15 protein-coding genes are annotated in these 13,142 nt (G+C 67.8%); 14 read left to right on the top strand and 1 reads right to left on the bottom strand.

Annotated features, from left to right (window positions below; translation table 11 throughout):
* From ACSAGD_RS00490 to ACSAGD_RS00500, 3 genes are all read left to right on the top strand, one after another.
* Positions 1-309 (top strand): DUF4190 domain-containing protein, encoded by a 309-nt coding sequence (locus tag ACSAGD_RS00490; RefSeq protein ID WP_437583744.1) that lies wholly within the window; start codon positions 1-3, stop codon positions 307-309.
* A 218-nt stretch (positions 310-527) separates the two neighbouring features.
* Positions 528-1,361, top strand: a complete 834-nt coding sequence (locus ACSAGD_RS00495) for a hypothetical protein (RefSeq protein ID WP_437583745.1) — start codon at positions 528-530, stop codon at positions 1,359-1,361.
* 153 nt (positions 1,362-1,514) lie between these two features.
* A complete protein-coding gene (locus ACSAGD_RS00500) occupies positions 1,515-1,811 on the top strand; it encodes a DUF4190 domain-containing protein (protein ID WP_437583746.1) in 297 nt (98 codons plus the stop codon).
* Between the two features lie 199 nt (positions 1,812-2,010).
* On the opposite strand, the gene ACSAGD_RS00505 is transcribed toward ACSAGD_RS00500, so the two are convergent.
* A complete protein-coding gene (locus ACSAGD_RS00505; protein ID WP_437585198.1) occupies positions 2,011-3,375 on the bottom strand; it encodes a glutamyl-tRNA reductase in 1,365 nt (454 codons plus the stop codon).
* A 176-nt stretch (positions 3,376-3,551) separates the two neighbouring features.
* Here ACSAGD_RS00505 and ACSAGD_RS00510 point away from each other — a divergent pair, with 176 nt between their 5' ends.
* From ACSAGD_RS00510 to ACSAGD_RS00560, 11 genes are all read left to right on the top strand, one after another.
* Positions 3,552-4,001, top strand: coding sequence for a hypothetical protein (locus ACSAGD_RS00510; protein WP_437583747.1), 450 nt, complete (start codon positions 3,552-3,554; stop codon positions 3,999-4,001).
* 12 nt (positions 4,002-4,013) lie between these two features.
* Positions 4,014-5,129 carry a uroporphyrinogen decarboxylase gene (gene hemE, locus ACSAGD_RS00515; protein ID WP_437583748.1) on the top strand — a complete coding sequence of 372 codons (1,116 nt, stop codon included), beginning with the start codon at positions 4,014-4,016 and terminating at the stop codon, positions 5,127-5,129.
* The gene (locus tag ACSAGD_RS00520) at positions 5,126-6,685 is read left to right on the top strand and encodes a protoporphyrinogen/coproporphyrinogen oxidase (protein WP_437583749.1); all 1,560 of its coding nucleotides are present in this window, start codon (positions 5,126-5,128) and stop codon (positions 6,683-6,685) included. The genes hemE and ACSAGD_RS00520 overlap by 4 nt, the downstream gene beginning before the upstream one ends.
* A gap of 118 nt (positions 6,686-6,803) precedes the next feature.
* Positions 6,804-7,184: a hypothetical protein gene (locus tag ACSAGD_RS00525; protein ID WP_437583750.1), complete on the top strand. Its 381-nt coding sequence runs from the start codon at positions 6,804-6,806 to the stop codon at positions 7,182-7,184.
* Between the two features lie 12 nt (positions 7,185-7,196).
* A complete protein-coding gene (locus tag ACSAGD_RS00530; RefSeq protein ID WP_437583751.1) occupies positions 7,197-7,592 on the top strand; it encodes a phage holin family protein in 396 nt (131 codons plus the stop codon).
* Positions 7,582-7,803 carry a DUF3618 domain-containing protein gene (locus tag ACSAGD_RS00535; RefSeq protein WP_437583752.1) on the top strand — a complete coding sequence of 74 codons (222 nt, stop codon included), beginning with the start codon at positions 7,582-7,584 and terminating at the stop codon, positions 7,801-7,803. The genes ACSAGD_RS00530 and ACSAGD_RS00535 overlap by 11 nt, the downstream gene beginning before the upstream one ends.
* A 48-nt stretch (positions 7,804-7,851) precedes the next feature.
* Positions 7,852-8,586: a hydrogen peroxide-dependent heme synthase gene (gene hemQ, locus ACSAGD_RS00540; protein ID WP_437583753.1), complete on the top strand. Its 735-nt coding sequence runs from the start codon at positions 7,852-7,854 to the stop codon at positions 8,584-8,586.
* Positions 8,583-9,623: a ferrochelatase gene (locus ACSAGD_RS00545; RefSeq protein WP_437583754.1), complete on the top strand. Its 1,041-nt coding sequence runs from the start codon at positions 8,583-8,585 to the stop codon at positions 9,621-9,623. The genes hemQ and ACSAGD_RS00545 overlap by 4 nt, the downstream gene beginning before the upstream one ends.
* A complete protein-coding gene (hemC, locus tag ACSAGD_RS00550; protein ID WP_437583755.1) occupies positions 9,620-10,624 on the top strand; it encodes a hydroxymethylbilane synthase in 1,005 nt (334 codons plus the stop codon). The genes ACSAGD_RS00545 and hemC overlap by 4 nt, the downstream gene beginning before the upstream one ends.
* Positions 10,621-11,490, top strand: coding sequence for a uroporphyrinogen-III synthase (locus tag ACSAGD_RS00555; RefSeq protein WP_437583756.1), 870 nt, complete (start codon positions 10,621-10,623; stop codon positions 11,488-11,490). The genes hemC and ACSAGD_RS00555 overlap by 4 nt, the downstream gene beginning before the upstream one ends.
* Positions 11,491-11,605: 115 nt before the next feature.
* Positions 11,606-13,051: a DUF222 domain-containing protein gene (locus ACSAGD_RS00560; protein ID WP_437583757.1), complete on the top strand. Its 1,446-nt coding sequence runs from the start codon at positions 11,606-11,608 to the stop codon at positions 13,049-13,051.
* The last annotated feature ends 91 nt before the right edge of the window (positions 13,052-13,142 follow it).

Raw genomic sequence — 13,142 nt, forward strand, 5'->3', positions numbered from 1 at the left:
ATGAGCGAAAGCCAGAGCTCGACGCCGTCGCCTGACGAGAAGCCGCCCAGCGTGCAGGGGCCGGAGGTCGACGCGCCGTACAGCAGGCTGGCGATCATCGCCTTTGTGATGGCGTTCGTCATGAGCTTCGTCGGGGGCATCCTCGGGCTCGTCGCGCTGTCGCAGATCGCGCGCACTCACGAGCGCGGGCGCGGCCTCGCGATCGCGGCCATCGTCGTCGGGTTCGCGAGCCTCGTCCTCTACGTCGTGATGATTCTGCTCGGCCTCGCCTTCGCCGGTGCCCTTCGAAGCGACTTCGGCGACTTCTGACCCACGATCGACGCGCGTCGACTTCCCTCGGCTCGAGTCCGTTAGTGACAGGTCGGTGAGGTGACGCCGCGCCGGGCCGCGCTCGTCTGAGCGGGCACCTCTCCCCATCGGGGAGCACTCCCCATCGAGTGCCGCGCATTCGGTGCCTAGGCTTCTGAATGTGACGGTGAGCTGATCCGCTGACCGCGGAACACAATCGCCAACAGAGGGGGAAACACATGACCGAGCAGCAGCCTCAGATGCCAATGACCGGCGGTGCGCCAGAGCCGCAGTGGGTCAATCCGAGCGCGCAGGCTGGTGCTCAGACGTCGGGTGGGGGTTACCCGACGTCGAACGGGGGACACCCAGCGCCTGGTGGGGGCCAAGCGGCGCAGGGTGACACCTCCTCGGCGACCGATGGGGGTTATTCGGCGCCGAGTGGGGCACAGCCCGTGTCGGGTGGGGGTTACCCGGCACAGCACGCGAACGGGCCGGCGGCACCTGCCGCTGGTCCCGTCGCGGCCCCCGAGCCACAGACTGCGCCGGCAATGCAGCCCGCACCCGTGTACGGGGACGCGCCTCAGCCGTACGCCGGCTACGCGACTCCTCAGCCAGCAGCCACCTACGGCGCACCGCAGCAGAATCCCGCATACAGCGGGGCTGCTCCGCAGCCGGCGCCTGCTGCCGCACCGTCGGCAGCGCCGTACCCCGCGCAGCCGTATGTGGGAGCGCAGGCATACGCTCCGTCGCCGCAGTACACGCCATCTCAGCCGTACTCACCGGCGCAGCCATACGGCGGTCCCGCGATCGCGACGGTGAAGACCAACACGCTCGCCATCGTCGGTATCTGCCTCGCGGGCGCAGGGTTCCTCCTCGGTCTCGGGTTTGCGATCTTCGCCCTTGTGGCGCTCACCGGGGCGATCTTAGGCTTCGTCGCCCTCACTCAGATCAAGACCTCTCACGAGAAGGGGCACGGCCTGGCGATCACCGCGATCGTCGTCGGACTGAGTGGATTCGTGCTCGTCGGCATCCTGTATCTGCTGATGTTCAGCCTCGCGATCGCGTTCTACTGATCGACCTCAGCGCACGGCTTCACGGGGGTGACATGGGTACTTCTCCCAGTTGACACACATATCGCGACTGCGCAACGCTTAGAGACGAAAGCACATGTACGGCAGCGAGATCACAAAGTTGCCGCGACATGCCCGTGAGAAAGGAACCCACGCATGTCCCAGACACCTCCTCCTCCCGCGCCGAACCCATACCAGGGAGCGCCCGCACCGCAGGACAAGTACAATGTCATGGCGATCGTCGGGTTCATCCTGTCGTTCTTCGTGAGCCTCGTCGGCGCGATCCTCTGCTTCGTCGCGCTCTCGCAGATCAAGAAGACCGGTGAGAAGGGTCGCGGACTGGCGATCGCAGGTGTGATCATCGGTCTCGCATCGGTCGTCATCGGCATCATCGCGATCATCTTCAGCATCGCAGTCGCAGGGTCGGTCGCAACCTACACCTACTCGTACTGAACGGTGACTGACTGATCAGCTGAGCCTGACGCAGTGACACCACGAGCCCCCGCTAACGCGGGGGCTCGTCGTGTTAAGCGCTCAGCAGCGTGAGTCACCTGGATCGTTCGAATTGCGCTCGCGTTGGCTGGGTTGCTCGAACCGATAGCGCGAACAGCAGTTCGTCGGAGTGCGCGGCGAGGTCGTGTGGCGCGTCGACTCAGGATGCCTCTTCGCCCGTGGCTCGTGGGGTGGAAGCATCCTCGTCGAGATCGACCTCGATGCCGAAGAGAACGCTCAACGCGTCGACATAGCGATCGTGCTCGCCAGCTCGAGCGAAATCACGGGCACGTGCCGTGGGCTTGTGCAGAAGACGCCCCATCATGTGGCGCAGAGCGGCCGCGGCGGTTCCGTCTGGGTCATTGCGTTCGACGCGTGCGATCTCCTCGTCGAGCAGCTGCATTGCGCGAGTACGCAGCGCGACGACGGCCGGCGCGAGAGACTGCTCAGCAGCTCGACGAGTGAACTCCTGCGCGGCCGATGACACCATGGTGCGCGCGGTGTCTGTCGCCTGAAGCTCTTCGATCGGCGCGTGGATGCGGATCGTCTCGAGGTCGAGGAGCTCAACGCCGTGCACGTCGGCGACGTCCGGATCGACGTTGCGGGGCAGGCCGAGGTCGATGACCAGCTGATAGGCATCGTGGTTGATGGGGCAGCCCGGGGTGCCGTCGCGACCGAGCGGATCGTTCGCGTGCGCGGCCGAGTGCTCGAGGGCGTACTCGACGCGGGCGCGCTGCAGGAGGTCGGCGTCGAGCGCGAAGCCGTCGGTCACGGTGCACGTGACGATGATGTCGCTGGCGGCGACCGCTGAAGCAAGCCCGTCATGAGGAACATGGTGGATGCCGTGGTTTGCGGCGAACCGCGCCCCACGGCCGGAGGGCGAGTACACGGAGACGTCGGTGACGCCGCGGTCGCGCAGCGCAGCGAGGCTGGCTCCCGCATAGGTGCCGGTGCCGACGAGAAGAACACGGGATGCCGCCCAGTCGGCGACCCGGCTGGACGCGAGCTCGAGTGCGAGGCGCACGATGGAGCGGCCAGCAGAGCCGAGGGACGTGCGGTTCTTCACTCCGCGAGACGTGGAGGATGCGTGCTGGAAAAGGCGCTCGAGCGTCGCGGTCGTCGAGCCTGCCTCGCGGGCGTTCTCGAGCGAGCGACGAACCTGTCCGGCGATCTCGCCCTCTCCGACGACGACGGACTCGAGCCCCGCGGCGACGGCGAACAGGTGCTCTGCCGTGCCCTGCGCCTGCGTGACGTGCCACGTCGAGGCGAGCTCATCCGCGCACAGTCCGGTCTCGTCGGCGACAGCCTGCGTGGTGTGAGCGAGCGCGTGAGCCGCGGCATCCGGCTTTGAATCATCGATGTCGATGTAGACCTCGAAGCGGTTGCAGGTCGAGACGACGATGCCGCCCTTCACGTGCTCGGACGCCTGCGTGAGGCGTCGCGTGACGGCCCCGGCCTCGGCGCGCGAAGACAGGTGTTCCAGCAGATCGAAAGAGGCGTTCTTGTGGCTCGCCGTCACACTCATGAGCACGCGCTCTAGGATAACCCGCGAGACCTGTGCAAATCTTCTATGCCGTGTAGAACAACGTCATGTGTGCGCTGTGCTCTCTGGGCGTGCGTCGCGGCAGGTGAGCGCTCCTCGAGGCCTGGGCTAAGGTGTTCGGCAACCCTGGCGTACGGGCGGAGCGGAGGGCGATCACGGTGAACGGGGACATTCTCGGGGACATCGCCACGTGGGTCGGTTCGATCGGCACGATTGCGGCCTTCGTGGTGGCGTTCATTCAGATCAGGCGCGAGCGCACCGAGCGGCACAAGCGTGAGCGGCGCGAATGGATCGCGCACAAGCGCGTGCACGTCGATCGGGTCTCGGCGTGGGTGCGCGACGGTGTGCTGCGGGTCGCGAACGCCTCGCGGCATCCTCTTCACAACCTCGAAGCGGTGCTGCCCTCGGGGGAGACGCTCCGCATCGCGCACGTTCTGCCCGGCGATCACACGCAGGAGGTCGCCTCAGAGGGTGAGGGCCCGGTTGCGGCTCTGACTTTCACGGATGTGCGCGGCGATCGCTGGCGGCGCACCGCGGGGGAGGCCCCTGAGTTGGTGAACGACGCGCATGCGGGCGACGACAGGCCGCACATCGCCGGGGGAGTTTGAGACAATGAGCGAGTGCACCTCGACTCTCGTCACCCGCTCGCAGCGGGTCTCACTCATGATTCTCGGCTGATCCGCGCCTATCGCGGAGACCGGCCCGACGTCACACCGGTCTGGTTCATGCGTCAGGCGGGCCGCTCGCTGCCGGAGTACCGCGAGCTGCGCGTCGGCACGGCCATGCTCGACGCGTGCCTCAACCCTGAGATGGCGAGCGAGATCACCCTTCAGCCGGTGCGTCGTCACGGTGTGGATGCCGCAGTCTTCTTCTCCGACATCGTCGTGCCGTTGAAGCTCGTCGGCGTCGGCGTCGAGATCGTTCCGGGTCGAGGCCCGGTGATGGATGCCGCCGTGCGCACGAGCGACGAGATCGACGCGCTCGTCGCCCTCGATCCGGCACAGCTGGACACCGCGCTCGAGCCCGTCATCGAGGCCGTGCGGCTCACGGTGGAGGGGCTCCAGGGCATTCCGGGGGCGCCGGGAGCCACCCCGCTCGTCGGCTTCGCCGGCGCACCGTTCACGCTCGCGGCGTATCTCGTCGAGGGCGGCCCCTCGAAGGACCACATCCGCGCTCGCGCGCTCATGCACAGCGATCCGGTCGCCTGGTCGCGCCTGATGGCGTGGTGCGCTGAGGTCACCGGACGCTTCCTGCGAGCACAGGTGCTCGCGGGCGCATCCGCCGCGCAGCTCTTCGACTCGTGGGCGGGGAGCCTCTCGCTCGAGGACTACACCGAACACGTCGCACCGGCCTCGGCCCGCGTGCTCGAGCACGTGCACGACCTGGAGTACGAACTCGACGGGGTGACGCACAGCGTTCCGGTCGTGCACTTCGGAGTCGGAACCGGTGAGCTTCTCACGACCATGCACGAGGTGGGCGCTGATACGGTCGGCGTGGACTATCGCACGCCGCTCGACGTCGCCTCGGAACGACTCGGCGGTGACGTGCCGCTGCAGGGCAACATCGACCCTGCGCAGCTGTTCGCCCCGTGGGACGTCCTCGAGGAACACGTGAACGATGTGATGCGCCGCGGCGACTCCGCACCCGCCCACGTCGTGAACCTGGGCCACGGTGTGCCGCCCGAGACGGACCCCGATGTCCTCTCGCGCATCGTGCAGCTGGTGCACAGCCGATGACCGCACAGATTCCCGCAGACCGGCACGTCGTCGTCATCGGCGGCGGCATCGCGGGACTCGTGGCGGCCTTCGAGTGCGCACGCATCGGCGTTCGCGTGACGCTGCTCGAGAAGAGCGACCGGCTCGGCGGCTGCATCCGCACGCAGCAGATCGCCGGAATCGGCGTCGACACCGGGGCGGAGAGCTTCGCCACCCGCGGCGGTGCGGTGCGCGAGCTGATCGATGAGCTGAGGCTCGCCGACCGCGTCATCGAACCGAACCCCGCGGGTGCGTGGCTCGCGTTCGGCGGCTCCGCGGCACCGCTTCCGAAGGCGGGCATCCTGGGCATCCCCTCGAATCCCCTCGCCGACGACGTGCGCCGCATCATCGGCTGGAAGGGCGCCTGGCGCGCCTACATGGACCGCGTCAAGCCCGTGCTCACGATCGGCACCGAACGCAATCTCGGCACGCTCGTGCGCTCCCGCATGGGGCGGGCGGTGCTCGACCTGCTCGTCGCACCCGTCACGAACGGCGTGTACTCCGCCGATCCATCGCAGCTCGACGTTGCCCGCGCCGCACCCGGACTCAACAACGCGCTGACGGTCTCGGGGTCGCTCTCCGGGGCGGTCGGAGTGCTCCGTGAGAACGTGCCCGCCGGTTCCGCGGTCGGCGGGTTCGCGGGCGGGATGGGCGTGCTCGTCGACGCGCTCGCGCAGACGCTCGCGAACTACGAGGTAACCGTGCGCACGGGGGTGGCGGCGACAGCGATCGAGAACGTCGGCGACGACCAGTGGCGCGTGACCGTGCGCGACGAGACGCAGGACGCGTCGGCATCGGGGTCGTCACCGCGTGAGCCCATCGCGGAGAGCTCCTCGGGCACGGGCGACGAGCCGCACGGACGGGACGACGAACCCGGCAGCACGGCGGTCGGCGGCGCCACGTCGGTACTCAACGCGGATGCCGTCATCGTCGCAGCGCCGGAGGCCGCGGCATCCGCACTTCTCACCTCGATCGCGCCGGCCGTCTCGGCACCGGCTCCCGCACAGGCGCCGCGCGTCGACATCGTGACGCTCGCGATCGACAGCGCAGAGCTCGACGCGCATCCGCGGGGCACGGGCGTACTGACCGCGACGTCGGCCGGCCGGGCGGCGAAGGCCCTGACGCACAGCTCCGCGAAGTGGTCGTGGATCTCCCGGGCCCTCGACACGCCGCACCGACACATCGTCCGCGTCTCGTTCGGACGCCAGGGCGAGGCGAGTCCGCTTGACGGACTCGACGATCAGCAGGTGATCGACCTCGCGCGCACCGAGATGTCCGCTCTTCTCGGCGTCGACATCGCTCCCGAGCAGGTCGTCGACGCGCTGCGCACCTCGTGGGAGTCGACGCTGCCGCGCGCGTTCGCCGGGCAGACCGACCGCGCCGCAGCGGTGCGCGAGGCGATCGAGCAGCTCCCCGGCCTCGACGTCACCGGAGCATGGCTCAGCGGTACCGGACTCGCGTCGGTGATTCCGGATGCCGTGGCGGCCGCCGGACGCATTCGACACCGCATCGTCGCGGACGTGCTGGACGTCGACTGACGGCATCCGTACATGCCCAAATCGGCATAGCAAATCAAGCGACCTGTGAACACCCGTCGTGCTATCGCGCCGAGGGCGTTACGCTGGAGACATTCGCGACGCGACGACAGGAGGCGACATGAAGGGGAAAGTGCTGTTCATCGCCGGACTCGCAACCGGCTATGTGCTGGGAGCCCGGGCCGGACGCAAGCGTTACGAGCAGATCCGATCGGGGTGGGAGAAGATCTGGAACACTGAGCCTGTGCAGAAGCAGGTGGCTAAGGTCGAGGGGTTCGCCAAGGCGCGCATCTCCGAGGTTCCGCAGGTCATCGCGAGCGGCGTGAAGAAGGTCGCCAGTACGGTGCTCTCCGACGCGACGCCGGGTGAGAAGCTTGACTCGACCATCTCGACGGCGAAGAAGACCGCCGAAGAGCTCGACGACGTCGCTGAGCGCGGCGCCAAGGAGGCGCGCGCATCGTCTTCGAAGAAGTCCGGTCCGTCTTCGTCGTCACGCAACTAAGCGGGGGTATCCATGGCTGACCGCAGCAACGAATCGCTCATCTCCCTCATCCGGTCTCTGCCGGAGCTCATCACCGATCTCATCAAGGCGGAGATCGAGCAGGCCAAGACCAAGGCCATCCACATGGGGAAGTACGCCGGCATCGGCGCAGGATTCTTCGTCGGGGCGCTCATCTTCGTGTACTTCGCGATCGGTGTGCTTGTCGCCGTCGGCATCCTGGCACTCGCCCTCGTCGTGCCGCCGTGGCTTGCGGCCCTCATCGTCTTCGTCGTCTTCGTGCTCATCGCGGTGGCTCTCGCGCTGGTCGGTCTCTCGTACTTCAAGAAGATCAGCAAAGACCCGAACCCCGTCGAGAGCGTGAAGCAAGATATGGATGCCGTGAAGGGAGTCGGCAACTATGACCGTTGACAAGCCGCTGCCCACGCCCGCGCAGGCTCGTGAAGAGCTTTCGGCCGCGCTCGACGCGATCGAAGACAAGCTCAACGTGCCGAAGCAGGCGAAGGCGACCTATGAGCGTCTGCGCGAGCAGAACCCGGGCGCGCTCGTCGCGGGTGCCGTCGGCGTCGCCGCGGCGGTCGGACTCGGCGTGTTCGCCGTGGTTCGAGCGCTTGTCAAGTAGGGGCGCATCGGTTTTGCTCTCTCGCATGGACTGAGAGAGTATGGATCCATGACACCTCCTGCTTCGGCTGAGGGCACGTCGCACCCCCACGACGCCACCCCCTCGGCGCAGGAAGACTCCTCCCTCAGCGGGTACACGCTCTGGGCTGTCTTCCGCCGCAATCCTGATTCGCCTGTCACCGCGGGTGACGGAGCCGTCTCCGAGCTTGACGACGCACTTCGCGCTGTCGGTGAGCGCGGTGTCACGGTTCGTGGAATCTACGACGTGTCGGGCTTCAAGGCCGACGCCGACCTCATGGTGTGGCTGCACGGTGACCGCGCCGAGGACATCCAGGCAGCGCTGCGCATTGTGCGCCGCACGAGCCTGTTCTCGCCCCTCCTTCCGACGTGGAACGCCATGGCCTGCCACCGCGACGCAGAGTTCAACAAGCGTCACGTGCCCGGGTTCCTGAAGGGCCTCGAGCCGAAGAAGTGGATCGTCGTCTACCCGTTCGTCCGCAGCTACGACTGGTACCTGCTGCCGGACGAGGAGCGTTCGCGGATGCTGGCCGATCACGGCCGCAAGGGCGCGCAGTTCCGGGGCGCCATCGCGAACACGGTTGCGGCGTTCGCGCTCGGCGACTATGAATGGGTGCTGCCGATCGAATCGGACGAGCTGTACGAGCTCGTCGACATGATGCGCGATCTGCGCTACACCGACGCGCGGCTCCACGTGCGCGAGGAGGTCCCGTTCTACACGGGCCGCCGCATCGAGACATCAGAGGTTCCGGAGGTGCTGTCGTGAGCTACGACGCCGTTCTACTCGCCAGCTTCGGCGGCCCCGAGGGGCAGGACGATGTGATCCCGTTCCTCAAGAACGTGACGCGCGGCAAGGGCATCCCCGAGGAGCGCCTCGAAGAGGTCGCCGTGCACTACCGCCACCATGGTGGGGTCTCTCCCATCAACCAGCAGAACCGCGACCTCAAGGCGGCTCTCGAGGCCGAGCTCGAGAAGCGCGGCATCGATCTGCCGGTGTACTGGGGCAACCGCAATTGGGACCCATACTTCACGGACGCGCTCCGTGAGCTGCACGCCGACGGCAAGCGCGACGTGCTCGCGATCGTGACGAGCGCCTACACGTCCTACTCGGGCGTGAAGCAGTACCACGAGGACTTCGAGCGCGCGCTCGACGAGACCGGGTTGCGCGACGAGGTGCGCATCAGCCGCATCCGCGAGTTCTTCGACCACCCCGGCTTCGTCGCCCCGTTCGTCGAGGGCGTCCGCGCTGCGCTCGATGAGCTGAAGGATGCCGAGAACACGCACGTCATGTTCGTGACGCACTCGATTCCGACCGCGGCCGCGACCGAGTCAGGCCCCGAGTACGGCGAAGGGGGCGCATACGAGGCGCAGCACCTCGCCGTGGCCGAGGCCATCATGGCCGGGGCGGAAAGCGACGCGCCGCACAGCCTCGTCTACCAGTCGCGATCGGGCAACCCGGCGACGCCGTGGCTCGAGCCCGACATCAACGATGCGATCGCCGACCTCTCGGACGTCGACGGGCTCGTCATCGTGCCGATCGGCTTCGTGAGCGACCACATGGAAGTTCTGTGGGACCTCGACAACGAGGCGATGGAGTCTGCCCGTGAGAACGGGATGCGCGCCGTGCGTGTGCCGACGCCCGGCATCCACCCCGCTTACGTCACGGGGCTGGTCGATCTGCTGCTCGAGCGGATCAACAGCGTTCCGGACTCCGAGCGTCCGCACATGACGCCACTCGGGCCGTGGCCCGACCACGAGCCGCAGGGCGCCGCGCTCGACTCGGCGGTGACTCAGACGCCATGACCAGACTGCTGGTCGGCACACGAGGCAGCGCACTGGCGACGGCACAGGCCGGTGGCGTTGCGCGAAGCCTTGCCGAGGCGATCGGCGGGTCGTCCGAACTCGTTCCCGTCACGACGCACGGCGATGTGACGCGCGCTTCGCTCTCGACGCTGGGTGGCACAGGCGTGTTCGCCGCGGCGCTGCGCGAAGCACTGCTCGACGGGCAGTGCGAGGTCGTCGTGCACTCCATGAAGGACCTCCCGACGGCGCCCATCCCGGGTCTGTCGATCGGCGCAGTGCCCGAGCGTGAAGATGCGCGCGACGCGCTCTGCGCTCGGGACGGCCTCACGCTCGCAGAGCTCCCGACCGGAGCGCGCGTCGGAACCGGGTCCCCGCGCCGCGTTGCGCAGCTCAAGAACCATCGCCCCGACCTCGAGGTCGTCGACATTCGAGGCAACGTCGGCACACGACTCGACTTCGTAACGAAGGGTGAGCTGGATGCCGTCGTACTCGCCGCCGCAGGGCTGACGCGCCTCGGGCTCACCGACGTCGTCACCGAGTACTTCGATCTCGACGAGTGGCCCACGGCTCCGGCCCAGGGCGCTCTCGCCGTCGAGGTCCGCAGGGAAGACCTCGAGAACCTCGCGGACGATGCTCCGCTGCGTCGGGCGCTCTCAGCCGTCCACGACCCGGTGGCGGCGGCCGTCGCCGGTGCGGAGCGCGCCGTGCTCGCGCGGCTCGAAGCAGGATGCGCCGCGCCAGTCGCCGCGCACGCGGTCGTCGACGAGGGCAGCATCCGCATCACCGCGAGCGTCTTCGCGCTCGACGGCACCGATGTGCGCACGCACACCGAGACGCGCGACGTCAGCACCGTGCTCCCCGGGCTCGCTGAGCCGGGGTCGGACGACGCACGTCGCAACGCATCCGCACTGCTGATCCGGGGTGAAAGCGCCGGAACCGCCGTGGCTGACGCACTCCTGGCCGCGGGCGCGGCCGACATCGCACCATTGAGGGATTCATGACGACTCCATCGAACAAACCGCTGAAGGGCTGGCGGGTCCTGGTGCCGCGGGGTGGCCCCTGGGGCGACGGCGTCGCGGCCGAACTCCGTGAGCGGGGCGCGACTCCGGTCATCGCCCCGATGATCAACTTCGCCGCGACCGCCGAGCCGGAGATCCTCTCCGCAGCACTTGAGGACCTCGTCGCGGGGGAGTTCGACTGGCTCACGGTGACGAGTGCGACGACCGTCGATGTGCTGTACAGCCAGAACATCAAGATCCCCCAGTCGACCAAGATCGCGGCGGTCGGCGAGACCACGGCGGCGGCGCTGCAGGCGGTCGGCTACCACGTCGACCTACTGCCCGAGAAAGACAACTCGGCGAAGGGCATGGTCGCGCAGCTCACGGCGCTCGAGTCGGAGCCAAAGAAGTTCCTGACACTGCGTTCCGAGATCGCGAAGCCGGTGCTGACGCAGGGACTCATCGATGCCGGACACGACGTCCGCTCGGTGGTCGCCTACCGCACCGTGGGTGAACCCGTCACGCCGAAGGTGCTCGAAGACGTCGCGAGCGGTCGCACGAACGCGATTCTCGTGACGTCGGGTTCGGTCGCGGAGCAGGTGGTCGAGCAGTTCAGTCCGCTGCCGAGCGCGACGCTGATCGCGGCGATCGGGCCGAGAACAGCGAAGGATGCCGAGAAGGCCGGGCTCACCGTCCACATCGTGTCGCCGCGGCAGACGGTCGAGGCGCTGCTCGACACCGTCGTGCGGGTTGTGGAGTCCGGTGGCCTCGACGAGGCCGTCCGCTCGTCGAAGCAGAGCGAGGCGATCACGTCCGCGATTCGCATCGTGGACGAGCGCAATGAGTCGCGCGCCAAAGACGTTCACTGACCGAACGCGGCTTCTGTCGTCCACAGGCATCCGATTTTTCCAGTTATCCACAACTGCTGTTTGATCGGGTCTTTCTCGCATTGCAATGTCGGTGGCTGGTGCTTGACTTGGTGCCATGACAGACGCGGCGAGTTTCAGCGATTCCCTCGACGGGGCCGACGCTGATGCGTGCGCGACCGTGGAGACCGCGCTCGACGCGCTCGCCGCTCTGGCCGATGTCAGCCCCGGTGCGCTGTCGGCGGATGGTCTAATGCACTACGTCTCGCTTCTCGGCGCAGTGACGCGCTTCGTCGAGGGGCGTCAGGTCGACAACGTCGGTGAGATGGAGCGCCGATCAGACCGTGATACGGGCTTCGAGGGGCTTGCCGCTCGTCACGGATGCGCGTCTGTCACCTCCCTCTTCGAGAAGGCCACGGGCGTCAAGAACTCCACGGCGTATCGGTACACGCGTGTCGCGCGCCACACCACCACGCGGCTCTCCGACACGGGCCTCCCGCTGCCGCCGCGCCTGCCGCACACGGCGACGGCGCTCGCCGACGGTTCGATCGGGTTGGACGCAGCTGAGGCGCTCAGCATGGCGTTGGTGCCGACGCTGCCGCGGGCCCTGCCCGATGAGGTCGATGCAGCCGAGAAGACTCTCGTCGGCAATGCGACGGGAGTCGGGGGCGGTGCGCCGGTGCAGCCCGATTGCCTGCGACTTCAGGCTCAGGCATTCAGCGCCGTACTGGATCCCGACGGGATCGAACCGAGCGTTGAGCGGCTGCATGAGCGGCGCTCCCTGACCTTCCGGCCGCAAGATGATGGATCGATGCGGGTCTCCGGCAGTCTGTCGCCCGAGCAGAGTGCGATCATCACGCCGGTGTTCGACGCCTACATGTCGAAGCGCACATCGCCGACGTTCATGCAGCCCGAAGAGATGCGTGACGCGGGGCAGGAGCTCGAGAAGCGCACGAAGGCACAGGAGCGTTCGGACGTCTTCACGGCGATCATCGGCGGAGTGGGAAAGCAGGACTCTGCCCCGAAGCTGCACGGTCGCGGACCGACGGTTCTCGTGACCGTGAGACGTGACGATGTGGACGCCGGCAGAGGCACTGCGACCTCACCGGGAACGCCCGCACTGCTGCCGCTCTCGTTCGTTGCGCAGGCGCAGTGCGATGGCGACACGCAGGAGGTGACGGTCGACGCGAACGGGGACGTCGTCGCGCTGAGCTCACCGGGGCGCTTCTTCACGCCGGCGCAGCGTCTCGCCCTCATCGCGCGGGACGGTCCCACGTGTGCGGCAGACGACTGCGCCATCCCCGTCTGGCTAACCGAAGCGCACCACATCAGTGGGTGGTCCGCGGGCGGCCGGACGGAGGTCTCGAACGGTGTGATGCTGTGCTGGTTCCACCACCGACTCGTCGAGCGCGGCGAGTGGACGATGCGGCGAGACGAGCGCGGACGTCCTCGCCTGTCGCCTCCCGCCTGGTACGTCTCGCGCGGGTACATGACCCGTCGCAACGGGCGAAGGGATGCCGACGAGCCGGACGACCCCGGACGAGATAGCGGGCCGCGCTCGTGAGCGCGGCGGCCAGCGAACCGGGACGATGACGAGTGTGGGGGAGCGTGGCTCTGGGGCGTTGCCTGGAGCGCATCCGGTGGGCCCAAGCTGT

Origin of the sequence: Paramicrobacterium salitolerans, from assembly GCF_051513965.1 — a bacterium.
GTDB lineage: Bacteria > Actinomycetota > Actinomycetes > Actinomycetales > Microbacteriaceae > Paramicrobacterium.